Annotated in this window: 23 protein-coding genes and 1 tRNA gene; 9 read left to right on the top strand and 15 right to left on the bottom strand. The window is 31.7% G+C overall.

The annotated features are described in order from the left end of the window. Positions 1-31 precede the first annotated feature (31 nt). The gene (locus ACNH59_RS05725; RefSeq protein ID WP_418264471.1) at positions 32-154 is read left to right on the top strand and encodes a hypothetical protein; all 123 of its coding nucleotides are present in this window, start codon (positions 32-34) and stop codon (positions 152-154) included. Between the two features lie 28 nt (positions 155-182). On the opposite strand, the gene ACNH59_RS05720 is transcribed toward ACNH59_RS05725, so the two are convergent. The 5 genes from ACNH59_RS05720 to ACNH59_RS05700 form a co-directional block, all read right to left on the bottom strand. Further along, positions 183-761, bottom strand: coding sequence for an OmpH family outer membrane protein (locus tag ACNH59_RS05720; RefSeq protein ID WP_418264470.1), 579 nt, complete (start codon positions 759-761; stop codon positions 183-185). Between the two features lie 243 nt (positions 762-1,004). Continuing rightward, on the bottom strand, positions 1,005-1,853 hold the full coding sequence (locus ACNH59_RS05715) for a class I SAM-dependent methyltransferase (RefSeq protein WP_418264469.1): 849 nt from the start codon (positions 1,851-1,853) through the stop codon (positions 1,005-1,007). Between the two features lie 213 nt (positions 1,854-2,066). After that, positions 2,067-3,938, bottom strand: a complete 1,872-nt coding sequence (gene mnmG / locus ACNH59_RS05710) for a tRNA uridine-5-carboxymethylaminomethyl(34) synthesis enzyme MnmG (protein WP_418264468.1) — start codon at positions 3,936-3,938, stop codon at positions 2,067-2,069. A gap of 152 nt (positions 3,939-4,090) precedes the next feature. After that, entirely contained in the window at positions 4,091-4,510 is a 420-nt protein-coding gene (ybeY, locus tag ACNH59_RS05705) for an rRNA maturation RNase YbeY (protein WP_418264467.1), read from the bottom strand. After that, complete coding sequence (locus ACNH59_RS05700; protein ID WP_418264466.1) at positions 4,507-7,821, bottom strand: hypothetical protein; 3,315 nt, start codon at positions 7,819-7,821, stop codon at positions 4,507-4,509. Before ACNH59_RS05700 ends, ybeY begins: the two co-directional genes overlap by 4 nt. Positions 7,822-7,979: 158 nt before the next feature. Here ACNH59_RS05700 and gltX point away from each other — a divergent pair, with 158 nt between their 5' ends. Then, positions 7,980-9,485: a glutamate--tRNA ligase gene (gltX, locus tag ACNH59_RS05695; protein WP_418264465.1), complete on the top strand. Its 1,506-nt coding sequence runs from the start codon at positions 7,980-7,982 to the stop codon at positions 9,483-9,485. Between the two features lie 65 nt (positions 9,486-9,550). On the opposite strand, the gene ACNH59_RS05690 is transcribed toward gltX, so the two are convergent. Continuing rightward, positions 9,551-10,192, bottom strand: a complete 642-nt coding sequence (locus tag ACNH59_RS05690; RefSeq protein WP_418264464.1) for an outer membrane beta-barrel protein — start codon at positions 10,190-10,192, stop codon at positions 9,551-9,553. A gap of 75 nt (positions 10,193-10,267) precedes the next feature. Between ACNH59_RS05690 and ACNH59_RS05685 the strand changes: the two genes are divergently transcribed. Further along, positions 10,268-11,248 (top strand): SPFH domain-containing protein, encoded by a 981-nt coding sequence (locus ACNH59_RS05685; protein ID WP_418264463.1) that lies wholly within the window; start codon positions 10,268-10,270, stop codon positions 11,246-11,248. Positions 11,249-11,264: 16 nt separating this feature from the next. Here ACNH59_RS05685 and ACNH59_RS05680 read toward each other — a convergent pair whose 3' ends face one another. The 4 genes from ACNH59_RS05680 to ACNH59_RS05665 form a co-directional block, all read right to left on the bottom strand. Beyond that, complete coding sequence (locus tag ACNH59_RS05680; RefSeq protein ID WP_418264462.1) at positions 11,265-11,519, bottom strand: DUF6327 family protein; 255 nt, start codon at positions 11,517-11,519, stop codon at positions 11,265-11,267. 3 nt (positions 11,520-11,522) lie between these two features. Next, on the bottom strand, positions 11,523-11,873 hold the full coding sequence (locus ACNH59_RS05675; RefSeq protein ID WP_418264461.1) for a competence protein: 351 nt from the start codon (positions 11,871-11,873) through the stop codon (positions 11,523-11,525). A 41-nt stretch (positions 11,874-11,914) separates the two neighbouring features. Further along, positions 11,915-12,244, bottom strand: coding sequence for a YtxH domain-containing protein (locus ACNH59_RS05670; protein ID WP_418264460.1), 330 nt, complete (start codon positions 12,242-12,244; stop codon positions 11,915-11,917). Between the two features lie 845 nt (positions 12,245-13,089). Next, positions 13,090-15,213 carry a glutamine--tRNA ligase/YqeY domain fusion protein gene (locus tag ACNH59_RS05665; RefSeq protein WP_418264459.1) on the bottom strand — a complete coding sequence of 708 codons (2,124 nt, stop codon included), beginning with the start codon at positions 15,211-15,213 and terminating at the stop codon, positions 13,090-13,092. A gap of 110 nt (positions 15,214-15,323) precedes the next feature. Between ACNH59_RS05665 and folB the strand changes: the two genes are divergently transcribed. Together folB and ACNH59_RS05655 are read left to right on the top strand one after the other, a co-directional pair. Further along, positions 15,324-15,683: a dihydroneopterin aldolase gene (gene folB / locus ACNH59_RS05660; RefSeq protein WP_418264458.1), complete on the top strand. Its 360-nt coding sequence runs from the start codon at positions 15,324-15,326 to the stop codon at positions 15,681-15,683. A gap of 104 nt (positions 15,684-15,787) precedes the next feature. Further along, positions 15,788-15,858: transfer RNA gene (locus ACNH59_RS05655), tRNA-Cys, on the top strand. A 287-nt stretch (positions 15,859-16,145) separates the two neighbouring features. Here the strand turns inward: ACNH59_RS05655 and ACNH59_RS05650 are convergent. From ACNH59_RS05650 to rnr, 3 genes are read right to left on the bottom strand one after another with little or no spacing between them, the layout of a single operon-like run. Further along, a complete protein-coding gene (locus tag ACNH59_RS05650; protein ID WP_418264457.1) occupies positions 16,146-16,829 on the bottom strand; it encodes a LysE family translocator in 684 nt (227 codons plus the stop codon). Positions 16,830-16,865: 36 nt separating this feature from the next. Beyond that, entirely contained in the window at positions 16,866-17,534 is a 669-nt protein-coding gene (locus tag ACNH59_RS05645; RefSeq protein ID WP_418264456.1) for a head GIN domain-containing protein, read from the bottom strand. Between the two features lie 20 nt (positions 17,535-17,554). Next, positions 17,555-19,738: a ribonuclease R gene (gene rnr / locus ACNH59_RS05640; protein WP_418264455.1), complete on the bottom strand. Its 2,184-nt coding sequence runs from the start codon at positions 19,736-19,738 to the stop codon at positions 17,555-17,557. 143 nt (positions 19,739-19,881) lie between these two features. Between rnr and ACNH59_RS05635 the strand changes: the two genes are divergently transcribed. The 3 genes from ACNH59_RS05635 (at position 19,882) to ACNH59_RS05625 (ending at position 22,696) form a co-directional block, all read left to right on the top strand. Beyond that, complete coding sequence (locus ACNH59_RS05635; RefSeq protein ID WP_418264454.1) at positions 19,882-20,121, top strand: DUF2007 domain-containing protein; 240 nt, start codon at positions 19,882-19,884, stop codon at positions 20,119-20,121. A 684-nt stretch (positions 20,122-20,805) separates the two neighbouring features. Further along, on the top strand, positions 20,806-21,237 hold the full coding sequence (rpiB, locus tag ACNH59_RS05630; RefSeq protein WP_418264453.1) for a ribose 5-phosphate isomerase B: 432 nt from the start codon (positions 20,806-20,808) through the stop codon (positions 21,235-21,237). A gap of 316 nt (positions 21,238-21,553) precedes the next feature. Further along, positions 21,554-22,696, top strand: coding sequence for an ATP-binding protein (locus ACNH59_RS05625; protein ID WP_418264452.1), 1,143 nt, complete (start codon positions 21,554-21,556; stop codon positions 22,694-22,696). Here the strand turns inward: ACNH59_RS05625 and ACNH59_RS05620 are convergent. After that, positions 22,686-22,973, bottom strand: coding sequence for a DUF1294 domain-containing protein (locus ACNH59_RS05620; protein ID WP_418264451.1), 288 nt, complete (start codon positions 22,971-22,973; stop codon positions 22,686-22,688). The two genes, ACNH59_RS05625 and ACNH59_RS05620, sit on opposite strands and share 11 nt — an antisense overlap. Before the next feature lie 54 nt (positions 22,974-23,027). Between ACNH59_RS05620 and ACNH59_RS05615 the strand changes: the two genes are divergently transcribed. Beyond that, complete coding sequence (locus tag ACNH59_RS05615; protein WP_418264450.1) at positions 23,028-25,151, top strand: Tex family protein; 2,124 nt, start codon at positions 23,028-23,030, stop codon at positions 25,149-25,151. Positions 25,152-25,243: 92 nt separating this feature from the next. On the opposite strand, the gene ACNH59_RS05610 is transcribed toward ACNH59_RS05615, so the two are convergent. After that, positions 25,244-25,759, bottom strand: a complete 516-nt coding sequence (locus ACNH59_RS05610; protein ID WP_418264449.1) for a hypothetical protein — start codon at positions 25,757-25,759, stop codon at positions 25,244-25,246. Positions 25,760-25,908 lie beyond the last annotated feature (149 nt).

Raw genomic sequence — 25,908 nt, 5'->3', positions numbered from 1 at the left:
AATTTTTTTGGATATAAAAAACATTGAAAAAATGAAAGAAAATGGAATCTCGACTACGCTCGATTTGACAACAGGGTATAATTATGCTTATAATGAATCATTCCAATCCATTGGACAAAACTGCATAAAAAAACCTCCATCCTATTCAGAATGAAGGTTTTTAAGATATTATTTATAAAGAATTACTTTTTAGCTTCTTCTTTTTTCTCTTCTACTTTTTCTTCTTTTTTACCTTTAGAAGCATACTTATCGTTTAATTCTTTGATGATTGTTTTAGTAATATCAAATTTATCTTCAGCATATAAAACAGAAGCTACATCACCTGTACCGTAGATATAAGCGTAACCATTCTTTTTACCGTAGTCTTTGATAAATTTTTTAACGCCCATTACCAATGTATCCATTTCAGCACCACTTTCTTGTTGCAATTGTTGTGATAATGCTTGTTGTGCATAACCTAATTGTTGTTCTCTTTTTTGCAATTCGGCAGCTCTTTTTTGAGCCCATTCTTGACCATTTGCTTGTGCTTGAGATTGAAAATTAGAAGCATCTTGTTTGAAGCGATTAATCTCTGCTTCGAGTTGTCTTCCTTTTTCTTCTGACTGTGCTTTGTATTTTGCTTCAAGATCTTTTGCTTCTGTGTACTCTTTCATTAATTCCGAAGTATCAACATAAGCGGTTTTCATTTCTTTTACTTCTACCGCTTTTTGACATGATAAAATTGAAACTGCCATTGCGGCAATTATTAACGCTTTCTTCATTTTGGTTTATTTGTGATTATTGTGATTGGAACAAAAATATAAAAAAATAGGTAGCAACCTAAAATTGTTTGATAATTATGCTTTTTTACCGCTATTAGATTTAATTATGGAAGTTTAAAAAAACATAATTGAAAGCTATAAAAAAACAGTTTCACAGCTTAATTTTAAGCGATTTTTAAAAAAAAGCATAGTAAATCCTTATTGAAGCAGAAAAACGAGTCTTAAATCGCTTAAAAATCGTTTTTAGCTGTTTTTAAGCACATAAATATGTGATGAATACTCTAAATTTCGCTTTGCCTTTAAATTTGACTGTAAACCAATAAAAAAGGCTTTTATAAAATTCATCTTTCCTGTTTTGTATTTTTCAGAAAGCAAACTCACATAAAAGGAATCAAATTTCATGGGAAGGATTTTTTCCAATTGCATATTCTCCTTTGCAAAAAGATTCTGAATGGCTTTTTTAGAAAAATGCCAAAAATGAATCGGCACATCATAAGCTGCCCAAAATTCTTTGTAATGTTTAGCATCGAAAGATTTGAAATTTGGAACTGCAATTATTAACGAACCCGAAGGCTTCAACAAACGTTTCAATTCTTTGATTTGAAAATCCAAATCAGGTACATGCTCTAAAACATGCCACATAGTAATCACATCAAAAGAATGGTTTTCTAATTCGGTTGTATCCTTTACAAAATCAATACCTTTGGAAATCGCAATTCCTTTGGCACGATCACTAGGTTCGATTCCAATTGTTTTCCAGCCGTTATCTTTGGTAACATTTAAAAATTCTCCTGTTCCCGCTCCTATATCCAGAATAGTTCCTTTTTTAGGTTGCAATTCGTTTATGAGATTCAGTTTGTTTTTAAGCGCAATGCCTTTTACAAAATGATAGGCTTTTTCAAATAAAGATCTTTTATTATCGGTATGCGAAATATAATCTTCACTTTCGTAATATTTACCTAAAACATCCAAACTCGGTTGCGGATGTGTCATCAACATATCCAAAGCTTCATCATGATACAAGTCGAAAATCTCTTTGGAAACCGAATGGTCTTTTACAGTAAGAAAATATTTTTTGTTTGAAATATCCATTTTTATAGTGGTCAGTGGTCAGTTATTTAGTCTTCAGTTTATTTAGATTAAAAATAAAACTTTGCAATTAATTTAATTATTGAAACAACTTTTTATCAGCAACAGCAGGGCTTGCGAAAGTAGTTTCACGTGGAACATGTTTTTAATAAGAATTAAGCAATCCTAAATTTAGGAATTACAATCCTATATCAAAAAATCCTGAAACCTGAATCACTATCTTCCCATATACACTAACAGAACCGAAATATCACTTGGCGAAACACCGCTAATACGCGAAGCTTGCGAAATGGTAACGGGACGAATCTTGCTTAATTTTTGTTTGGCTTCAATAGACATGGATTTGATTTTATGATAATCAAAATCTTCTGGGATTTTCACATCTTCTAAACGAGTCAATTTATCAGCATTGTTTCGCTCTTTCTCTATATAACCAGAATACTTGACTTGAATTTCTGCTTGTTCCAAAATTTCATCGTCAACAGCATTCGAAGCAATATACTCTTTTACTTTTTCAAACTTTTTCATATCCTCCAAATCAATCTGTGGACGTGAGAAAATCTTAAACATCTTATCCCCTTGCGAAATAACTGCCGTGCCTTTCTCTGTCAAAATAGGATTGGTTTCTTCAATTCTAACACTTGTTTCTTTGAAAAAAGCAACCATCTTTTCAGATTCATTGAACTTATGCTCCATACGACGCAAACGTTTATCCGAAGCCAAACCAATAGCATTGGAAATGGGTGTTAATCTAAAATCGGCATTATCTTGACGCAACAAGGTTCTATACTCTGCACGAGAAGTAAACATTCTGTATGGCTCTTCAGTGCCCTTAGTTATTAAGTCATCAATCAAAACTCCAATATAAGCTTCGTCACGTTTTAAAATAAAAGGATCTTTCTCATGAGCTTTTAGATGCGCATTAATTCCTGCCATCAAACCTTGAGAAGCAGCTTCCTCATATCCAGTAGTTCCATTAATTTGACCAGCAAAATACAAACCTTCCACCAACTTTGTTTCTAAAGTATGCTTTAATTGTGTTGGTGGAAAATAGTCATATTCGATAGCATAACCTGGACGGAAGAATTTCACATTTTCAAAACCAGCTACAGAACGCAACGCTTTAAATTGAATATCCTCTGGCAAGGAAGTTGAAAAACCGTTAATATAATATTCACAAGTTTGCCAACCTTCAGGCTCTACAAATAATTGGTGACGCTCTTTATCAGCAAAGCGATTAATTTTATCTTCAATAGAAGGACAATATCTTGGACCAATACTTTTAATACGACCATTAAACATCGGAGAACGATCAAAACCTTCTCTCAAAATATCATGCACTTCTAAAGAAGTATAAGTCATATGACAAGAACGCTGATGAACCAGCGGACTTGTTTCATCAGAATACGAAAATTTATCTGGTTTAGCATCACCTTTTTCTTCATTCATTTTCGAAAAATCCAAAGAACGTCCATCCACACGCGGAGGCGTTCCTGTTTTCATTCGACCTGACTCAAAACCAACTTTAACCAAATCCTCAGTAATACCAAAAGCAGCACTTTCCCCTGCTCTTCCTCCACCAAACTGTTTTTCTCCAATATGAATCAAACCATTCAAAAAAGTACCATTGGTCAAAACAACAGACTTCGAACGAATCTCAACTCCAAGTGAAGTTTTGATTCCTTTGATTTGACCTTTTTCGATTATCAATCCTTTGACCATCTCTTGGTAAAAATCCAAATTTGGAGTTCCTTCCAACATCATTCGCCACTCTTCTGCAAAACGCATTCGGTCAGATTGAACCCTCGGAGACCACATTGCAGGACCTTTAGATTTATTCAACATCTTAAACTGAATTGCAGTCTTGTCTGAAACTATTCCAGAGTATCCTCCTAGCGCATCAATCTCACGAACAATTTGTCCTTTGGCAATTCCTCCCATAGCAGGATTACACGACATCTGTGCAATGTTCTGCAAACTCATTGTTACCAGCAAGGTTTTGGAACCTAAATTTGCAGCCGCAGCCGCAGCCTCAGAACCAGCATGACCAGCACCCACCACAATTACATCATATTCTTCTTGAAACATTTTCTATATAATTTACCCAGCTTCGCTGGGATTTGTACTTATTTTATTCTTGCTAAAAAAGCAAATGTTCCACGTGGAACCACAACCTATTAACAAACAACATACTAAACGTTCCACGTGGAACACAAGCTAAGTCAGCCTTAATTTTTACATCAAAGTTCCACGTGGAACATCTTCATTTTCTCTTCTTCCTTGGCACGCATCAACAGTTCGTCTGATTCTGATTTATCTTTATAACCGCAATAATGTAGCACACCATGTACCATCACTCGCTTCAATTCATCGTCAAATGAAACTTCATAATCATTAGCGTTATCTAAAACCCTTTCCACCGAAATATAAATATCTCCATGTAATTCGTTACCCATTGAATAATCAAAACTAATAATATCCGTTAAGGTGTCATGATTCAAATACTCAAGATTTATCTTATGAAGGTAATCATCATTACAAAATATATAATTAATCTCGCCTTCCTTTTTCTTTTCTGATTCAATCACTAGAGATAACCAAGAAGCAAAAGCATCCTCGTTTTCTAAACTAAAATCATTTTCGTAATTAAAACTAATCATTTCTTATTAAAATATTCTTGAACTTTCTGCTCAAAATTAGAGCGCAAAGGTAAGGATTGTCTATTTAAAATTTCAATACTGTTTAAATAATCTAAAAGAGCGTTTGGTAGTGCATTAGAACGGTTTTGAAATTCCTTATTATTCGATTCAGATTGACGTTTATTATCTTGATTTTGTTCCTGAATAGCAGTTTCTAATTTCAATAATTCTTGTTTTACATTTAGAATACGATGCAAAACTTCATTATTAAAACCTTTATTTAAAAGTTGCTTTTCTATCTGTTTCATTTGTTCCAAAGCATTAGTTCCACTACTACCTAAACCTTGTTTATTTAATTCCTTTTCTAAGGATTCACGCAATTGTTTTTGTTCTTTATAAATTTCCATAATCACTTTAGCATCACCTTCACCATCTTCTCCATTTAGCCCATCTTTACCTTGCCCCGATTGAGAACCTTCTTTTGAATTACCGTCTTTAGATTTTCCATCTTCGTTACTAGGTTTGATTCCCTCTTTTAATTTATCTCCTAAACCTTGTTGCTTCTTAATAATATCTGGCAACTGCATTCCTGATCCACTACCCTGTCCAGGTTTGGGTTTGCCACCTTGAGAACCGGACAAAGACATTTGCATATTAGACAAAATATTACTTAAAAAATCACCCAAGACATTAGCAGAAGAAATAGTATACTGTTGATGAGACAATCCTTTTCCTAGTTGTGAATTGGTAAAACTGTCTAATGATTTATCAATATTATATTGAATATTTCCAATTTCCTTAGTGACGTTCTCAGCTATCTTTGGATTCCGTAAGGACATCGCAAACAAACTATCATCTATATGTTTGAATTGTAATTTTAAATTTTGTTGAAATTTAATATTACGATTTAGCGACGGAGAACCTGATTTGAGATTTCTAAACTGCTTCATTAAATCCTCCTGGGAATTTGAAAAAGCTAATAAGTTATCCAAGATTTGACGTAACATTTTGACATCTTCTTCCAATTGTTCTTTATCGCTATCCCCTAAACTCTGCTTCATTTTTTGGGACATAGACTTCATCTTTTGGGCAGCAGATTTTTGTTTAGGTTTAGCTTTGGTTGCATTGTTCTTTTCTAAATCATCTTTGGCTTGACCCAAATCATCTTCTATACTTTTTTGATCAGCATCGTTATTTGGCAAATCAATTGGTGACTTTAATTCTTTATTCTCTTTCAATAAATCCTTCAAAACGTGCTGCAAATTATAAAATTCTTTATTAATATTGTCTTGCTTTTTGGCAGCATCCACGTTTGGACTATCAGCTAATTTGTTTTGCTTTTCTGAAAGTGCATCCAACTTGTCTGCTATCTGTTCAGCTTTTCTTTCCACATAATACTTCTTAGTAAGCTCCACCAATTGCTCTAAACTCTTGGTTTGATTTTTACTATTCTGTTTAAAATTATCTAACTTCTGAAGTAAATCTTCGTTCTTAATTTTATCATTCAATTCTTTTAATTCGTTTAAAAGCTTTTCATTTTTATCTAAATCTTTTTTACTTTCTTCCAAACGTTTTTGTAATTCCTCCTTGAAAGCATCTTTCTTTTTGTCTTTAAAGTTATTTAGATTCTCCTTCATTTTTTCAGTAAACTGTTTCATCAAATCGTCTTGTTTTTTTTGACGTTGAATAAAATCACTTACATTTTGTTGGTCTTTAAAATCAAAATTATTTTTTTCCTTCCCTAATTGTTGTAGTTTATCTAAAGATGAAATTTGTTTATTTTGTTCTTTCAAAGATTTCTGCAAACCATTAATATTATCTGATTGTTCTTGTAACATAAAATCAGCTTTTTCCTCATCTGTAGCAATTCGATTTGAGAATACAGAAGACTTTGCACTTTTATTATTATGTAAAATATCATTGTCAAATACCTCAAAGTAATAATCATAAACTACCCCTTTAACAACCGGAAGATTGGCTGGAAACGAAAAGACAAATTGATCAACAGTCTTGCCTTTCAACGGTATTGTTCCACGTTTGGAAGTTGCTTCCTTCCCATGTTCATAATAGACAATTTGTAATTTATGTAAACCAATATCATCGGCTATACGACCTAAAACATACTTAGATTTTATCTTCAAACTATCGGGGGCAAAGCCAACATCAATCGTTGGATACTGATCCTTCACTACTTGAAGTTGGTATTGTAATTTTTCGAAGTCTTGAATCGATTTATTAGAAGTAATAATTTGATATTCTGTATTTTGAGAAACTTTTTTACTAAAATGAAAAGTATCATCAACAGAATTAAATGGAAAAGCTTGCAAACCATCCCTAAAAACTACTTTTTGAGTCGCTATTGTATTTAATTTCCAAACTACTTGGGTTCCTTCTGGTATAATTGCATTTCCTGTTCCTTGAATAATTTCTGATTTTCGATTCAAATAAGAAGGAAAATACAATTGCATTTGAAAATTAGAAATAGATGGTACTTGAACAACCTTTAATTCATAATCAGTAGAAATTAAACCGTTAGCCTCCACGTGAAACAATAAATTTGCATTAGGTTTGGGAATGGTAAAATGAAATTCACCAATTTTAGTACTTTCTAAAAAATAACTTTCATTGCCAATATGTATGGTTGCGTTTTCTGGAACAATAGCACCAACCGTTTTCACTTTAAAAACAAAGTCTTGGTTTTGTTCGGTGACTAAGCTTTTGTTCAAAACCACAAATTCAAAAGGAGCTGGTGGACTAAATTTTTGATTGTAGTGCACTACCCTATTCAAACTTTGCGAAAGGATTTCATTATGTCCAGACCAATAAAAAAATAAAAATAACAAAATAGGCACCAAAGCTAAAGGCACATATTTTTTATTGGAAGCAATATTAATAGCTTTCCCAAAAGGAATGGGATGCAAAGCATTAGCCTTTTGGTCAATAGAAGCCATTAATAGTTCTGACTTGGAATCAAAATTAATTTCGTTAGATAATTGAAGAAAATTAATCAACTGATCCTTTACTTCTGAAAAATGACTCCCGATAATCAAAGAAGCTTGATTGTAATCAATTCCTCTTTGTAGTTTGAATAATTTACAAAGTGGAAAAAGGATAAAGCGTACCAAAAGGAAAACTTCCACCACTATAAAAATCCAAAAAAGAATGGTACGTGAAAGCGGTTGCAACCATAAAAAATATTCAACAAAAATGGTAAACAGCAAATACAACAATCCCAAACCAATGAAAAACAAACTCCCTCGAATGAGTTCATTAGTATAAAACTTGCGTATAAAAGCTTCTAACTTTTGATAAATAAAATGCGTTGGTTCCAAAATAGCTATTTCTAAATATATTAACCAATAAAAGTACAAATTTATATAGCAAAAGAAGTGTTAACTGATGTCAATTTTACCATAATAAGCTAATAAACTCAATTTCAAATAAACGGATTGACTAATTGAAATTGTATCTTTGTCTAAAATTTAATCAAATGTCAAAGCAAGTTAGAGTGCGTTTTGCACCAAGTCCCACTGGACCGTTACATATTGGCGGAGTAAGAACCGCTTTATTTAATTATTTATTTGCCAAGAAAAATGGTGGAACCTTCTTCCTACGAATTGAAGATACTGATCAAAATCGATTTGTACCTGGAGCCGAAGAATACATACTTGAAGCTTTAGAATGGCTAGGAATCTCTCCAGACGAAACAATTGGTAAGAATGAAAAATTTGGTCCATACAGACAAAGTGAAAGAAAACACCTGTATAAGAAATATGCAGACCAACTAATAGAATCAGGCAACGCATATTATGCATTTGACACCCCAGAAGCATTAGACGCCCATAGAAAAGAACACGAAGAGAAAGGGAAAACTTTTATCTACAATCATCACAATAGAGAAAAATTAGATACTTCCCTAGTAATTTCTGCTGAAGAAACAGCAAAAAGAATTGCAAATGGTGAAGATTATGTGATTCGCTTTAAAACACCAGTTAATGAAATTTTACATTTAACAGACATTATACGTGGACATGTAAAATTTGACACCAACTTACTAGATGATAAAGTTTTGTTTAAAAGTGACGGCATGCCTACCTACCATTTAGCGAACATTGTAGACGACCATTTAATGGGAACAACTCATGTAATCCGTGGAGAAGAATGGTTGCCCTCCATGCCTTTACACGTCTTACTATATCACGCCTTGGGTTGGCTATCCCCTGAATTTGCGCATTTACCTTTAATACTAAAACCTGTTGGCAACGGAAAATTATCCAAACGTGATGGTGATAAATTAGGTTTTCCAGTATTCCCATTGGAATGGAAAACAGAAGAAGCAATTTCATCTGGATATAGAGAAAAAGGTTTTTTTCCTGAAGCGGTAGTCAACTTCTTGGCCTTATTGGGCTGGAATGACGGAACTGATAAAGAATTATATACTTTGGAAGAATTAGTTCAGGCATTTGATTTGAAAAGAGTACACAAAGCAGGAGCTAAATTTGACCCAGAAAAAAACAAATGGTTCAATCATCAATACTTAATTCAAGCGGATAATGAAGTATTAGCAAAAGCTTACGCTCCTATTTTAATAGAAAAATCAATTTCAATAGATTTAGCAACCTTGACTAAAATCGTGTCTCTAATCAAAGAAAGAGCTAGTTTTGTATCTGATTTTTGGGAAATGAGCGATTTCTTTTTTATTCCTCCAACAACATATGATGCCAAAGCAAGCAAAAACTGGAAAGAAGAAACGCCAGAATTAATGCAAAATTTAATAACTGTTCTTGAAGGTATTGAAGATTTTACCTCTGTAAATATTGAAACGATTGTTAAAGAATGGATGACTAAAAACGAAATAGGAATGGGGAAAGTCATGCAACCTTTCCGTTTGAGTTTGGTTGGTGCTTTGAAGGGTCCTCACCTATTTGACATTGTTGAAGTCATTGGAAAAAAAGAAACGATAATCAGATTAGAAAAAGCAATCAATAGTTTATAAAACAAAAAAGGGACGATTTCATAAGTTAGAAATCGTCCTTTTTTTAAATATATAAAGAGATCGTATTATAAATATATAATTACATTTCCATTAATAACGCCAGGATTACCTTTAAAATTATATCCTAAACTTTTAGAATTAAGATTGCTAAAAGTATTCATCATTCCATATTGATAGGAAACATTAAATCGTAAATGCGTACCACCAGCAGTAATTCCCACCGTAGGATAAACATTAAACTTAGAAATATCAACAATATCTCCCGCTCTTAATGTGGTTCCAGATATAGTATTATTTTCCTTCTCAGCGTCTAATTTTAACTTTCCATTGAATTGAACAATTGGTCCAAATTCAAAACTTAAATGATTCTCAAGGATTACATAACTTAATTGAAGTGAAATTTGAGCTGAAGGTAATTTATATTTGACATCTTCCTCAATAATACCATTGTACTTGGTATCCACTGAGAAATTACTTTCACTAAACTGCATACTATACACCATATCCCAATCATTATAGAAATTTCCACGCATCGATAAACCAGCATTCCACCCTGTTTCTGCTTTAGTTTGAAAATTGGTGGTTTTCATTGATGCCTGATTTACACCTGCTGTAATTCCTATTCTGTTAGAATCTCTATAACCATATTGACCATAAATAGAAACTATTGAAAATAAGGCAAAAGAAATAAGTAGTAATTTTTTCATAATATAAAATTGAACCTCACAAACCTAAAATATTTTTGCTAATTTAGAGGAATAATCCAACTTAAATTTTCAAAAATGGGTATTTCATTTATTATTTTTCTCGTTATTGGTTTCTTTATTTTCCTGTCCTCCTTCTTTACTGTCAAACAACAAACAGCTGTTATTATAGAGCGATTTGGAAAATTTTTAAGCATTAGACATTCTGGTTTACAACTAAAAATTCCGATTATTGATCGAATTGCAGGGCGCGTTAACCTCAAAATTCAACAACTAGATGTTATCATCGAAACTAAAACTAAAGATAACGTATTTGTAAAATTAAAAGTTTCAGTGCAATTTATGGTAGTCAAAGAAACGGTTTATGACGCTTTTTACAAATTAGAATTTCCGCATGACCAAATTACTTCCTATGTATTTGATGTAGTACGTGCCGAGGTTCCTAAATTAAAACTGGATGATGTTTTTGAACGTAAAGATGATATAGCTATTGCGGTAAAAAGAGAATTGAATGAAGCAATGACCACTTATGGATACACAATTATCAACACTTTAGTAACTGATATTGATCCAGATATTCAAGTAAAAAATGCAATGAACAGAATCAATGCTGCTGATAGAGAAAAAACAGTAGCAGAATTTGAAGCGGAAGCATCTAGAATTAGAATTGTAGCCAAAGCCAAAGCGGAAGCAGAAAGCAAGCGCTTACAAGGTCAAGGTATTGCTGACCAACGTAGGGAAATTGCAAGAGGACTAGTAGAAAGTGTAGATGTATTAAACAAAGTAGGTATCAATTCTCAGGAAGCCTCTGCCTTGATTGTTGTTACACAACATTATGACACGCTACAAGCTATTGGAGCAGAAACCAATTCTAATTTAATATTACTTCCTAATTCCCCTCAAGCGGGCAGCGAGATGTTGAACAATATGGTGGCTTCCTTTAGTGCTTCTAATCAAGTAGGAGAAATGATGAAAAAAGCCAATAGAAAACAACAAAATATAGCAATAAAAAAACCAGATCCAATTGAACCTGATTTAGAAGAAGATAAAGAAGATTAATACAAAAAAAAGAAGCTTAACGGCTTCTTTTTTTGTTTAAAATCCATTTAATAATTAATGGAATGGCCAACTTATAAATAGTACTATTTGAACCCGAAAGAACGTTTTTAAATAAACTAAAAACATTCTTTGTAAAACCTACTGGAGTGAACTGATCTCTGGTCTTTTGAAGGGCTAAAACAATCTTTTGATGATTAATTTCCCTTTCTATTGATAGAATTTCAAGCTCCACCTCTATTTGTTCAAACGAACTGTATATTTTTTTCTCCATAAATTAATTATTAAAAAAAAGGAACGAAAATTTCTTTAAAATTGGTCCTTCAATTAATTTTCTTCTAAACAAAAACAAAAAGACGGTTATAAATACATACAAAACCATCACTGCTAAAAATCCCAATGCATAACTCTCAAAATAATTACTCAATGCGAAAGCTAAAGCAAAAGAACCAAATAATAAAACTAAGATGAATGAAACCACAATTAGCATAATTTTTAAAATTGTGACACTAGATTTCATTATTAATTTGAAAATTTTCAACTTATAATAAGCCAAACTATTTTCAAAATATGATTTTACTTCTTCCTGAATATGTTCTGCGTTTTCTTTTAGTTCTTCAAAAGCCATGTTTCAATTTTTAATTTTCAATTATAATATGAAAAGACTAATTACTTTTGAAGTTTAGCATTTTTACTTTTTAATTCTGCTAATTTAATTTCAAGAAAAGAAATAACATCTTCTGTTTTATAACTCATATTGGAAAGCAAATCTTCATAACTTCCTTCTAAATCAATTTTAGCAGTAGTAAATTTATTTTTTACTTCTTCAGAAAGTTCTTCATATTTTTTCTTAAGGTCTTTTTGAGCATCATTGTAACCTTCTTTAATCTTACTTCTTGTTTTTGATCCCTTGTCTGGAGCAAATAAGATTCCTACCCCAGCTCCAATAGCAGCTCCTGTTAAAAGTGCTAATAATGTGTTTCCTGTATTGTTTGACATAGTATATAAATTTTAAGATTCACCATAAAGATAACTAATTTTGAGGGAAATAGCTACGAATTAGCAAGTAATATTTTTCTATTAAAAAAAAATAACACTAAGCACAATTATTAGTGTTATCTCAATAAAAGTATCTATTAACTAATAATTATTACCAATTGCTTCCAATTAACATCCATTTTTTGTCTTTAAAAACTACAAAAGGATATCTTAATTTTGCAAATTGATTTTTGATTCTATGGATCCTGTACTCATCAACAAATAAAGAAGAACCACCTCGTTTAATACCAACAAAAGTAAAAAACTAACAATTTGATCAAATCCTAATTACTACATTCTCCTGAAGTAACTTAACTTTTTCAAAATCATTTTTAGACATAACAATAATATTCGGTCTAATTTATTTGTAATTTGAGGTCGTTTTGTATTTCAAATATGCAATCTTGTACTTACTTCATAAGTAAAATAATATTTTGCACTAGTAAAAAATTATAGCTCAAGTAAAAATTGAAGAACTTTTTCAAATTTTAGAATTTAAGAATACCATTCCAACTCTTTTACTTTCAATAAACCTTTCAAAAAAAGTTCAAAAACAAAAATATTTAATAGAATTGATTTTAATCTTACATTCCAGTTAAAAATAAATTAAAAAGCTACAAAAGCTTAAATAAAAACATTAGAACAACGTTTTTATTTAACAATGTAAATTCATATTAACTTCTTAAAATAATCCTTTAAAATCAATATATAAAAGCCAAAATTAATATTTAAAAACTATAACTTTTATAATAACAATAATTAAAATATATAATAAAAAAAAGCACTTCGAAAAGTGCTTTTAATAACTAAAATTTATTCATTACCTGTTCTATAATTTCCAACTCTCTTTCAGTTGAACTTTTAGGAGGATTGGATTTTAATTTTAAAATATCATCCTTAATAATAGAAATCAATTCCGAATGATTTTCTAAATCTCTTAAATTTAATAGTGCTTTACATCTAACAAAAGTAGATTCACTTCGTAAGGACATCACATACAATTTAGAAAGCACTTCTTTATCAAAATCAGATGGTTTTAAATTGGCATATTTCAAAATTAAATTAGAAAACAACAACGAAGCTTTATTATTATTGATGTTTTTAGCAAATGAATTTTGCAATAAACTATAATTTGAAATCCCTGATAAGGTCTCCCCTATTGCCGTTTCAATTGCTAAACGTTCTGGCTTGGTTGCAACTTTAAAATATTTGTTGATTTCCTTTAAAGAGTTATTAATACTATTGATCTCTTTTTTTCCTTTTTCTTCCCAAGCATCTTTCAAACCTACCGTTTTATTAAACACTAAATTTGAAGCAGTAGAATCCTTATCTACAGCAAAATAACCCAAACGTTGGAACTGAAATTTATCTCCCACTTGAGCCGTAGCTAAACTAGGTTCTAAATACGCTTTAGTAATATTCAACGAATTAGTGTTTATAAAATCAAGAAAGTTCTTCTCTTTATGGCTATCAGGCGCTTCATCTATAAACAAACGGTCATACAATCGAACTTCAGCTGGAATAGCATGTTTGATAGAAACCCAATGCAAAGTTCCAGCAACCTTACGTTGAGAAGCTTCAGTCCCGCTACCGCTACGACTATCTTCATCATAAGTTACGTGAATTTCGGTAATATTTCCTTGCGCATCTTTTACAACAGACTCTCCTTTTATGATATACCCATTTTTTAAACGAACTTCATTTCCTAAACTTAACCTGAAAAATTTAGGTGGAGCTACTTCTAAAAAGTCCTCCTTTTCTATATAAATCTCTCTTGAAAAAGGAACTTTTCTAAAACCTGCAGTTTCATCTTCCTGATTATTTTCAGCATCTAAAAGTTCTTCTTTCCCTTCTGGATAATTAGTAATAACTACTTTAATTGGATCTAAAACAGCCATCACACGAGCAGCAGTTTTGTTCAAATCATCACGCAAACAGAACTCTAATAAAGAAAAATCGATGATATTTTCGCGTTTGGCAACCCCTATACTTTCACAAAATTTACGAATAGAATTTGGCGTATAACCTCTTCTTCTAAATCCTGAAATAGTAGGCATACGAGGATCATCCCAACCAGTAACAATATTTTCTTGAACCAATTGCAATAACTTTCTTTTACTCATTACTGTATAATTCAGATTCAGACGAGCAAATTCGTATTGATGTGGTCTAACCTTAGTTTCATCATAGATTTGGTCTAAAAACCAATCGTATAATTCTCTATGCATCACAAATTCTAAAGTACAAATAGAATGTGAAACTTGTTCTATATAATCACTTTCACCATGAGCAAAATCATACATTGGATAGATTTTCCAATCGTTACCCGTACGATGGTGATGACGATGCAAAACTCTATAAATTAAGGGATCACGCATCAACATATTGGTAGATGCCATATCTATTTTGGCACGTAAAACATGACTTCCTTCTGGAAAATCACCATTTTTCATTCCTTCAAATAAAGCTAAATTTTCCTCAATAGAACGATTTCTATACGGACCGTCAACACCTGGCTGAGTAGGAGTACCTTTTTGAGCAGCCATTTCTTCTGAAGATTGACTATCTACATAAGCTTTCCCCTTTTTAATCATCATCACAGCCCAATCATACAATTGTTGAAAGTAATCAGAGGCATACCGTTCTTCGGCCCATTGGAAGCCTAGCCACTGCAAATCTTCTTTAATAGCATCAACATACTCCTGCTCTTCTTTAGCGGGATTGGTATCATCAAAACGTAAATTTACGGGAGCATTGTATTTTAGTCCTAAACCAAAATTAAGACAAATAGACTTGGCATGACCTATATGTAGATATCCGTTTGGTTCTGGTGGAAAACGAAAACGCAACTGATCTTGTGGAAAACCATTTGCTAAACTTTCTTCAATGATTTGTTCTATAAAATTAAGGGATTTCTCTTCGGTAGCCATTATTTTCTTTTATTTTTGCAAAGATAAAAAAAGCTAGTTTAAAATGGTTTAAAGTTTAAAGTTTGTCACAGCTAACTTAAACCTTTGTACTTTTAACTTCAAAAAAATCTATGGGCATCATTAAATTAAAAAATATTAGAACTTTCTCCTTCCACGGCTGCTTGGTAGAAGAGTCTAAAATAGGTTCAGACTACAGTGTAGATCTAGAAATTAAAACAAATTTGACTGCCTCTTGTCTTTCTGATGAATTAAAAGATACGGTAGATTATGTTTTGTTGAACAAAATTGTAGTTGAAGAAATGGCTATTCGTTCCCAATTATTAGAGCATGTGGCCCAAAGAATCATTTTCAGGATATTTAAAGAAATTCCACAAGTATCCAAAGTCATCATTGGAGTTTCAAAATTAAATCCTCCTATAGGTGGTGATGTTGAATCAGTTACTATTCAATTAAAGGAATATAGGAAGTAATTTAACCTTATTGTAAGATTAAAAATCTATATTTTTTAAAATTATAACCACTAAAGTTTTTAAACTTTAAACTTTTTAAGTACTTTTGCCTTCCGTTAATGTATGGCGTCGTGGCCGAGCGGCTAGGCTGGGCTCTGCAAAAGCTCCTACTCCGGTTCGAATCCGGACGATGCCTCAAGAACCTCTAAAGCAATTTAGAGGTTTTTTTTATGTCTTTTTTTTAAAGATAACAAAAGCTCCTAATACGGTTCTCCCGAAGCGTCGGGACGGACGATGCCTCAAGAACCTCTAAAGTAATTTAGAGTTTTTTTTATTCACTAATTTGAACTACTTAATCAAAAGATTCACAAAATAATCAATGAGACTCGCTATAGATTATTTAAATCTATCCAATAAAAAAATCATCTACACTATAATACAAATGATTACATAAAAAAACGCCCTATTAAAGGACGTTTCATTTTAGTTTTTATGTTCTATTTTCTGGAAGGCTTTCTTAACCATTTCTTTTTCATTGGGGAACAATCCTTGTGACATCAATACTACTCCAAAAATCATTAAAACAACACTTATACCTTGTTTTATTTTAAGAATATTGGTAGGTGTCATTTTGGACTTTAATTGTTTGGCTAGCACTATTTTCAAGCAATCAATAACTAAATAAGTAACAATTACAGTAATAAAAAAAGTCATCATTCGGGAGGTTTGCATTTCTAAAGTAGGTCCGATGGATATAATAATCGCTAACCAAAATCCCAAAACTCCTATGTTGATTATATTTAAAAATAAGCCTTTAAAAAACAAACTGACATAATTTTTTCGAATGATTTCATTATCTATTGCTTTAGTATTGATTTTCTTTTCTTTACGCAAACTTAAAAAAGAAATGATTCCATAAGCTACCATTATTATACCACCAAAAATAAACAAAGACGGCTTGTCTTCTAAACTTTTGATCATCCTATAACTACCTAGATAAGCAATTGAAATAAAAATACCGTCAGCAAAAACAACACCCAAATCAAATACTAGCGCCGCTCTAAATCCTTTTATAATACTAGTTTCTAGTAAAATAAAAAAAACGGGGCCAATCATAAAACTTAAAAAAATACCCCAAGGAATTCCAGCTAGAATATCATTTATCATCAAAATCTAAAGTTAATTTACAATAAAACCTGCAATTTAATTTTTTTCCTCAATTTTTCCTCCTAGTACAGTAGCTTTATTTATTTGTTTAGGCTTTCCATGAATGTAAATAGTCCCTCCTGCTCTTACTTTGGCATCCACTAAGGTTGTAGCATATATTTCTGCTATTCCACCCGCAAAAACAGTAATAGTGGTTTGAGAAGTATGCAAATCCAAAGCATCCAGACTTCCACCTGAAGTTAAATTCACATCTTGATTATTTGCTTTACCTGATAATTCAATAATACCCCCTGTAAAAGCTTTCACATTAACCTTTTCTGCCTCAATATCAGCTTGAATTTTGGCTCCTTCTTTAGCGCTGATGTTAATAATAGTACCTTTAAAAACTGCGTCACTGGTTACAATCGAACCTTCACTAGCATTTATTCCATCAATATTTCTAAAATACAATTGAATGCTAATATCCTCACCAGATAATAATTTAGGAAAAGGCATTCTTAATTTCAATTCTCCATTATTATTTACAGTTTCCACCTCCGAAGCTCTTGCCCCATTTATGACAATTTTATTCTCAGAACCTGGAATTAATTTTACACTGAGTTTATCAAAAACACTCACTGTACTAAAATCACCAAGATTTTTAGTAACCTGTGCTAAAGTGATTTGAGAAATCATCACTAAAGCAATCATCCATAATTTTTTCATTTTGACCTTTAATTTTTTTATTATTTTTCACTTCTTCTAATAAAGTTAAAATCCAATTGTTTTTTAACCAAATCGGCATTTTTAACAGTAACGTAGATTTCGTCACCTAATTGCAATAACCGTTCCGAAGTAGCGCCAACCATAGCATATTGTTTCTCATCAAAAGTATAGTAATCGTCTTTAAGGTCTCTGATACGCACCATACCTTCGCATTTATTTTCTATGATTTCAACATAAATACCCCATTCTGTTACACCTGAAATAACACCCAAAAACTCTTGATCCTGATGATCTTGCATGTATTTCACTTGCATGTATTTAATAGAATCTCTTTCGGCATTGGTAGCCAATCCTTCCATTGTGGAACAATGCAAACATTTGTTTTCAAAGGTTTCCTCATCAACAGATTTTCCACCGTCTAAATAATACTGTAATAGCCGATGTACCATTACATCAGGATAACGTCGGATAGGTGAAGTAAAATGCGAATAATAATCAAATGCCAATCCGTAGTGACCAATATTATCTGTTGAATACTTGGCTTTGCTCATCGAACGAATCGCCAAAGTATCTATTAAATTCTGTTCTTTTTTACCACTAACATCTGCCATTAATTGATTCAATGACTTAGAAATATCACCAGGATTACGGAAGTCTAATTTGTAACCAAATTTAGAAATCACCGTTTGCATCGCAATCAATTTATCCTCGTTTGGTTCATCGTGAATTCGATAAACGAAAGTTTTTTTCTGTTTACCAATATACTCAGCTACTCTCCTATTGGCTAATAGCATAAATTCTTCAATCAAATGATTGGCATCTTTTGAAATTTTAAAATAAACTCCTTCTGGTTCTCCATCTGCATCCAAATTGAATTTGACTTCTACTTTATCAAAAGAAATAGCACCATCATTCATTCTCTTTCTTCTGAAAATTTTAGCTAATTCATCTAATTTAAGCGTCGCTGAGACAATTTCAGCAGGAACTTGATAAGAACTTCCAGTAATTGAAATTTCTTCTGGAATAGTATCTTGTTTGGTTTCTATGATGTGTTGTGCTTCTTCATAAGCAAATCGTTGGTCCGAAAAAATCACTGTTCTACCAAACCATTGATTCACTACTTGGCATTTATCGGTAATTTCAAATACAGCAGAAAAAGTATATTTTTCTTCTTGCGGACGTAACGAACAAGCAAAATTAGAAAGTACTTCAGGCAACATTGGCACTACTCTATCTACCAAATAAACCGAAGTGGCACGCTGAAAAGCTTCATCATCTAAGATGGTCCCTTCTTCTAAATAATGCGAAACATCTGCAATATGAATTCCAATTTCATAATTTCCATTTTCCAAAACTTTAAAAGACAAAGCATCATCAAAATCCTTAGCATCTCTTGGATCAATTGTAAATGTTAATGTATCACGCATATCACGGCGCTTCGCAATCTCAGCTTCGGTGATGGAAGTATCTATTTTTTGAGCATAGGTTTCTACTTCAATAGGAAACTCTGCTGGCAATCCATATTCAGCTAAAATTGCGTGAATCTCTGTATCATGTTCACCAGGTTTTCCAAGAACTTTAATTACTTTTCCAAAAGGACTATCAGCTCTTTTTGGCCAATCTTCAATGTGAACTAGTACCACATCACCTTGCTCCGCCTCTCCTATTTTGTCTTTTGGAATAAAAATATCCGTGTACATTTTTGGATTGGCTGTCGATACAAAAGCAAAGTTTTTTTGAATATCAATCACACCTACAAAGTCGGTTTTAGCTCTTTCAATAATTTCAATAACTTCTCCTTCAGGACGTTTACCTCTTCTACGGTTGTAGATATAAACTTTTACAATATCCTTATCTAAAGCATGATTCAAATTATTGGTAGGAATGAAAATATCTTCTTCAAAATCTTCACAAATAAAATAAGCCGTTCTACGACTCGTCATATCAATTTTACCTTGATAATATTCTTTGCTTTCGGTTTTTATTAAATATTTACCAGGTTCGGTTTCAACAATTTTCTTACTAGCCGTTAATAACTTCAAATCTTTGATGATTTGGTTGCGACTTTGAGTGTCGTCTAATTCTAATTTGGCAGCTATTTGCTTATAATTGAATTCTTTATTGGCACTGTTGGAGAGTATTTTTATAATTTTATCAGAGAAATCCAGTTGTTTCTTAATCGGTTTTCTTAATCTTTTTCCCATAATTGATTTCTTAAAGTTCGAAATTACAAAATAGTTAACAGTTAGAAGTCGATTCTAGAAAGTTTTAAATAAATAATAACGTAATCCTGCCATTTTCAACAGCTATAAATTTCACTTATCTTTATAATCAAATACTAAAGAATATGGAAACATTTGTAACCATTGCGATTTTTGACTACACCTATCAAATCGAAATTATCAAACATCGTTTGAATATCGAGGGTTTTCAATATTTTTTTGAAAACGAAATTATGTCATCCTTTGCCCCAATGTATTCCACGGCTTTAGGCGGAATCAAATTGAAAGTGCATCCTAACGATTTTGAAAATATCAAAAGTATTCTTCAAGAAATGAAATACGAAAACAATTTGAGAATCGTTTAAATTTTTCAAAGTTGTCAACATATATTAAATACAACAAAAAGAAAATTTAAATTTAAATAATTTATTTATTGTTATTATAGCTTGTTAATAGTGCCAATAATTTTATTTGTTTCTGCTTTGAATATTAGTTATTGCTTGTTATCAACAGTTATTAACAAGTTGTTTTATACTTAAAGTATTCATTTTTAAGATTTTTTTAAATTTAATTAACAACGGTTAATAATTGAAAACGAATTGAAATTGTAAATAAGTATTTTTAAAAAATATGTTGATAAAGTTCGAATGAGTATTGATAACTTTTCTAAAAATTAAGCAAACTTTTTTAGGTTTTTAAATTCCTATTTTTGATTACATTTTTTATGAATACAACCAAAAAATAGTTCTAATTTTCTTTCCTGACTTATTAACATTTAATGTTAACTTAAGGTTAACTGAAAATCAAGCAATTAAGATTTTCTATTAACAATGATTTTTTTTTATTAAAATACTGAGTATTATTTATTGATTTTCAGTATTTTATAAATTATTAATAATTGTTTATAACCACTAAATACTTTAAAATAAGGAGTTTATAAAGTTTATAACTAGACCAATTGTATTAATATTTTGCAAACATGCTTATGATTCTAGTTATAATAAATAATCTTTTGGTAAATTTGCAGTTACAACTTAATATAATATAGAATGAAAATTTCAATAGGGAACGATCACGCAGGTCCAGAGTATAAAATGGCTATTGTAAAAATGCTTAAAAGCAAAGGATATGAAGTTACAAATTACGGAACAGATTCTGAAGCTAGTGTTGATTATCCAGATTTTGGGCATCCCGTTGCATTAGATGTAGCAGAAGGAAAAGCTGATTATGGAATTGTAATTTGTGGAAGTGGTAACGGAATTGCCATGACTGCTAACAAACATCCAAAAGTAAGAGCAGGTTTATGCTGGATTAAAGAAATAGCTTATTTGACTCGTTCACATAATGATGCTAATGTACTATGTATCCCTGCACGTTACACTTCTGTACAACAAGCTATAGAAATTGTTGATACTTTTTTAAATACAGAATTTGAAGGTGGAAGACATCAAAATAGAGTTGATAAAATCTCTTGTAAATAAGTAGATTTATTTTTTTAAGATTCTAAGTCGTTGAGTTACTAAGTTTTTTAAGGATGATTATATCTATTATAATTACTTATTTCAATAGTTGGAATATTGATGTCATAAAACTACTAAATAGTTAGGTTTTATAAAAATATTGAACCGCAAATACACTAATTTTAGAAAGTGTGTTTGCGGTTTTTTTAGTTTTATATTGACTGAATTTACATTAATTCAGTCTATCAACTGACTGAATTTACATTAATTCCGTCAGTTTACTGACGGAATTTGTATTTTTTAAGTTATATTTGATGTGTGTTTTAATTCTTATGTAATGAATAATTATTTAAAAAGAGCCGTTTTTAATCATTTTGAAAAGAAAGTTTTACCTAATAAAGTATTGATTTTACTGGGTGCACGCCGTGTGGGTAAAACAGAATTGATAAAAAATTATCTTGAAACTATTCCAGCCGAAAGTTATTTACAATTGAATGGTGAAGACATTCAGGATGCTAATTTATTACAAGAACGTTCGGTTGCTAATTATAAACGGTTGTTAAACAACATAAATTTATTAGTTATTGATGAAGCACAAACGATTCCTGAAATAGGTTTGATTTTAAAATTGATTGTAGATTCTATAGATGGAATCAAAATTATAGCTACGGGTTCCTCTGTTTTTGATTTGAATAATAATTTGGGAGAACCATTAGTGGGTCGTAAAAACACTATTTTCCTTTATCCATTGGCACAAATGGAATTTTCAACTCAAGAAAATTACAAACAAACTATCGAAAATTTGGAAGAGCGTATGCTTTTTGGAGGTTATCCAGAATTGATTCAGTATCCCAATTGGGAAGAGAAAAAAGAATATTTATTTGAAATAATCAATTCCTATTTACTCAAAGACATTTTGGTTTTTGAAGGTATTAAGCAAGCCGATAAGATTTATAATCTCTTGCGATTGATTGCTTTTCAAGTAGGAAAGGAAGTTTCATTACAGGAATTAGGCAACCAATTACAAATTTCCAAAAACACTGTAGCCAATTATCTTGATTTATTGTCCAAAGTCTTTATTATTTTTAAAGTCGAAGGTTTTAGTCGTAATCTGAGAAAGGAAATTGTAAAGTCGAGTCGCTGGTATTTTTATGATAACGGCATTCGAAATGGGATTATTAATAATTTTAATCGATTGGATTTTCGAAATGATGTGGGCGATTTATGGGAAAATTATTTGGCTGTGGAACGTTTAAAAAAACAACAATATCACAGGATTCCAACCAATAATTATTTTTGGCGTACTTATGACCAGCAAGAACTAGATTGGCTAGAAGAAAAGGGAGAAGCGCTAACAGGTTTTGAGTTTAAATGGAATGAAAACAAGAAAGTAAAGATTCCTACTGCATTTGCAAAAGCGTACCCTGAAGCCAGTTTTGAAGTAATTAATAAATCTAATTATTTAGATTTTATCCTATAATTTTTGAAATAAAACCACATTGATATAGGAAGTACAATAGAAGTATTTGAAGTATCATAATGCTCCAAAATTTCCACAAATAATTTTTTTTGGAGGTTTTGTGTCTAAAAATTACCATTGCTATTGCCGAACTTAATGTACCTCCAAAGAACACAAAACTTAAAAGCGTTTTCTCAGGAATTTGCTTTTTTTTGTTTTTTGCTAGAAATTTATCGTAGCCTATTAATACAAAAGCAATTATATTGACAATTAAAATATAGTAGAATAAAACAGTCATTTAACTCAAATTAAGTTTCAAAGATATTATTTTAGCTATTCGAAAAAAACACTCATGACCAATATAGATTTCATTTCCAAAAAAGTAGCCACAGCTGCTATCAACATTCAAAAAACAGTTCAATTATTAAACGAAGATTGTACCATTCCCTTTATTTCCAGATACCGTAAAGACGTTACCGGAAATCTAGACGAAATGCAAATTGAACAAATTGCCAAGTTAAGTAAGCAGTACGATGAAATTGTAAAACGAAAAGAAGCCATTCTTAAATCTATTGAAGAACAAGCAGCATTGACACCTGAATTAGCCAAAAAAATTCAGCAAAGTTTTGACCTTCAAGAGCTAGAAGATTTTTATTTGCCTTACAAAAAGAAGAAAAAAACGAAAGCTGATCTGGCTCGCGAAAAAGGATTGGAACCTTTGGCCAAAATTATCATGGCGCAAAACAATGATGATGTTGATTTTATAGCTACGAAATATTTGAATGAAAATGTTAATAATGAAGAGGAAGCTTTACAGGGTGCCAGAGATATTATTGCTGAATGGATTAACGAAAATTTATTTGTTCGTAAACAATTGCGTCGTTTGTACGAACGCAAAGCAACGATAACAACCAAGGTGGTTAAATCAAAAAAAGAGGAGGAAGCTGCACAAAAATTCAACCAATATTTTGATTGGTCAGAACCAATTTCCAAAGCACCAGCGCACCGATTATTAGCGATGTTACGTGCAGAAAAAGAAGGTTTTATCAAGTTTAAAGTTGAAGTAGATTTAGACGAGGCTTATGATATCATTGATGAATTGGTATTAAAAGGTCAAAATGCCACAACACCTCATGTTCAATTAGCGATTGAAGACAGTTACAAACGCCTGTTACAGCCTGCTATTTCGAATGAAACCTTACAGGAAGCCAAGGCCAAGGCCGATACCAATTCGATTCAGGTTTTTGCCTCAAATTTAAGTCAATTATTGTTGGCTCCGCCATTGGGTGAAAAACGTATTTTAGCCATTGATCCTGGGTTTAGAAGCGGTTGTAAAGTAGTTTGTTTAGATGAAAAAGGTGATTTACTTTATAATGAAACCATCTATCCACATGCGCCACAGAATGAAACGGCTATGGCAATGAAAAAAATCAAATCGATGGTCAATGCTTATAACATTGATGCTATTTCTATTGGAAACGGAACCGCTTCAAGAGAAACTGAATTTTTTATTAAAAAAATTGCCTTTGACAGGCCTGTACAGGTTTTTATTGTTTCAGAAGCAGGGGCTTCAGTATATTCAGCTTCCAAAATTGCTCGTGAGGAATTTCCAAATTATGATGTAACGGTTAGAGGTTCGGTTTCCATTGGTAGAAGACTTTCGGATCCTTTGGCAGAATTGGTAAAAATTGACCCAAAGGCGATTGGAGTGGGGCAATACCAACATGATGTGGACCAAAATAAATTGAAAGAAGAGTTAGATTCTACCGTCATTCGTTGTGTGAATTCAGTGGGAATTAATATTAATACCGCCAGTAAACATTTGTTGAGTTATGTGAGTGGAATAGGAGAGAAGCTGGCCGAAAACATTGTGACGTATCGATCTGAAAATGGACCTTTTGAAGACAGAAAACAATTGAAAAAAGTACCTCGTTTAGGTGAAAAAGCCTTTCAACAAGGGGCAGCTTTTATCCGAATTAAAGAAGGGAAGAATCCCTTGGACAATTCGGCTGTGCATCCTGAAGCCTATTCGATTGTGGAGAAAATGGCCAAAGATTTGAAATTAAAAGTGGATGATTTAATTGGTAACAGAGAGAAAACAGCTTTAATAAAACCTGAAAATTATAGTACGCCAGAAATTGGTTTATTAACCCTTAAAGACATTATCAAAGAGCTTGAAAAACCAGGATTAGATCCCAGAAAAGAAGCCAAAGTATTTGAATTTGATCCTAATGTAAAAACCATCAAAGACTTAAAAACAGGTATGATACTGAACGGAATTGTCAATAACATTACCAATTTTGGTTGTTTTGTTGATTTAGGCATTAAAGAAAGTGGTTTGGTTCACATCTCTCAGCTCAAAGCAGGCTTTGTAAGCGATGTAAACGAAGTAGTGAAGTTACATCAACATGTTACCGTAAAAGTAACCGAGGTGGATGAGGATAGAAAGCGAATTCAGCTCACGATGGTGATTTGATGAATGTTATTTGAGTTATACAATGGCTGTATTTAAGCATAAAAAAACCATCGTTTACGATGGTTTTTTTGAATTTTGTAGTTACTATAACTTTACAAAAACAACATTACAATTGTCAGCAAAACTCCAGCTGCAGTAAAGTACATTCCTTTTTTGAAAATAGTTGTTTTGGGTAAAAACATCCAAAAGGTTGAAATTACAAAGAAAAGCAAGGACGTACCAAAAAATATATTTAAAAAGTATAGCGGTTCACCTGCTTTTGCTTTATGCAAATGATTCATTTTTTCTATCAATAAAGGTTGACTCTTTGTTGTATAATCGGCTGCTCCGGTTTTTTTATTGTAGGTTCCTTCTTTAAAGAAAACAACGTCTGCCTCTTCGCGTTCTACTTTGAATTTTCGAATATGCAATTCCTTTCCTAAATCCTCTCCACTTAGATTAGGAGCAATCGTTTTTACAATTTTCTTTTCCTGTTTTAAAAACGATGTTTCTCTAAAGATTAAAATAATACCACTTATTGCATAAACGGCCATGATTCCGGCCAAGAAAAAGCCTAAATAACGGTGGATGATGCGCATTAAATTACTAGTTTTTTTCTTTTTTGTCATTACCAGCTTCTTTTTTTGTTTGAATTCCTACTTTTTTGAGTGCGCAAAAGTAAGTAATTAAGATTTATTCTAGATAAGACTTAAGAATACTTTAAAGGTTTAGTATTCATAAAATAAATCCACCATGTATAAACTATGGTAATTCCAGA

The sequence above is a fragment of the Flavobacterium faecale genome (genome assembly GCF_048320115.1).
Lineage (GTDB): Bacteria > Bacteroidota > Bacteroidia > Flavobacteriales > Flavobacteriaceae > Flavobacterium > Flavobacterium faecale_A.
The sequence above is the reverse complement of the archived record's forward strand: the minus strand, read 5'-3'. Positions and strand labels throughout refer to the sequence as shown.

What these genes read in the sequence shown, in the direction of transcription:
- ACNH59_RS05725 (WP_418264471.1), top strand. Translation starts at nt 32, where the DNA reads ATGAAAGAAAATGGAATCTCGACTACGCTCGATTTGACAACAGGGTAT.
- ACNH59_RS05720 (WP_418264470.1), bottom strand. Translation starts at nt 761, where the DNA reads ATGAAGAAAGCGTTAATAATTGCCGCAATGGCAGTTTCAATTTTATCA.
- ACNH59_RS05715 (WP_418264469.1), bottom strand. Translation starts at nt 1,853, where the DNA reads ATGGATATTTCAAACAAAAAATATTTTCTTACTGTAAAAGACCATTCG.
- mnmG (WP_418264468.1), bottom strand. Translation starts at nt 3,938, where the DNA reads ATGTTTCAAGAAGAATATGATGTAATTGTGGTGGGTGCTGGTCATGCT.
- ybeY (WP_418264467.1), bottom strand. Translation starts at nt 4,510, where the DNA reads ATGATTAGTTTTAATTACGAAAATGATTTTAGTTTAGAAAACGAGGAT.
- gltX (WP_418264465.1), top strand. Translation starts at nt 7,980, where the DNA reads ATGTCAAAGCAAGTTAGAGTGCGTTTTGCACCAAGTCCCACTGGACCG.
- ACNH59_RS05690 (WP_418264464.1), bottom strand. Translation starts at nt 10,192, where the DNA reads ATGAAAAAATTACTACTTATTTCTTTTGCCTTATTTTCAATAGTTTCT.
- ACNH59_RS05685 (WP_418264463.1), top strand. Translation starts at nt 10,268, where the DNA reads ATGGGTATTTCATTTATTATTTTTCTCGTTATTGGTTTCTTTATTTTC.
- ACNH59_RS05680 (WP_418264462.1), bottom strand. Translation starts at nt 11,519, where the DNA reads ATGGAGAAAAAAATATACAGTTCGTTTGAACAAATAGAGGTGGAGCTT.
- ACNH59_RS05675 (WP_418264461.1), bottom strand. Translation starts at nt 11,873, where the DNA reads ATGGCTTTTGAAGAACTAAAAGAAAACGCAGAACATATTCAGGAAGAA.
- ACNH59_RS05670 (WP_418264460.1), bottom strand. Translation starts at nt 12,244, where the DNA reads ATGTCAAACAATACAGGAAACACATTATTAGCACTTTTAACAGGAGCT.
- ACNH59_RS05665 (WP_418264459.1), bottom strand. Translation starts at nt 15,213, where the DNA reads ATGGCTACCGAAGAGAAATCCCTTAATTTTATAGAACAAATCATTGAA.
- folB (WP_418264458.1), top strand. Translation starts at nt 15,324, where the DNA reads ATGGGCATCATTAAATTAAAAAATATTAGAACTTTCTCCTTCCACGGC.
- ACNH59_RS05650 (WP_418264457.1), bottom strand. Translation starts at nt 16,829, where the DNA reads ATGATAAATGATATTCTAGCTGGAATTCCTTGGGGTATTTTTTTAAGT.
- ACNH59_RS05645 (WP_418264456.1), bottom strand. Translation starts at nt 17,534, where the DNA reads ATGAAAAAATTATGGATGATTGCTTTAGTGATGATTTCTCAAATCACT.
- rnr (WP_418264455.1), bottom strand. Translation starts at nt 19,738, where the DNA reads ATGGGAAAAAGATTAAGAAAACCGATTAAGAAACAACTGGATTTCTCT.
- ACNH59_RS05635 (WP_418264454.1), top strand. Translation starts at nt 19,882, where the DNA reads ATGGAAACATTTGTAACCATTGCGATTTTTGACTACACCTATCAAATC.
- rpiB (WP_418264453.1), top strand. Translation starts at nt 20,806, where the DNA reads ATGAAAATTTCAATAGGGAACGATCACGCAGGTCCAGAGTATAAAATG.
- ACNH59_RS05625 (WP_418264452.1), top strand. Translation starts at nt 21,554, where the DNA reads ATGAATAATTATTTAAAAAGAGCCGTTTTTAATCATTTTGAAAAGAAA.
- ACNH59_RS05620 (WP_418264451.1), bottom strand. Translation starts at nt 22,973, where the DNA reads ATGACTGTTTTATTCTACTATATTTTAATTGTCAATATAATTGCTTTT.
- ACNH59_RS05615 (WP_418264450.1), top strand. Translation starts at nt 23,028, where the DNA reads ATGACCAATATAGATTTCATTTCCAAAAAAGTAGCCACAGCTGCTATC.
- ACNH59_RS05610 (WP_418264449.1), bottom strand. Translation starts at nt 25,759, where the DNA reads ATGACAAAAAAGAAAAAAACTAGTAATTTAATGCGCATCATCCACCGT.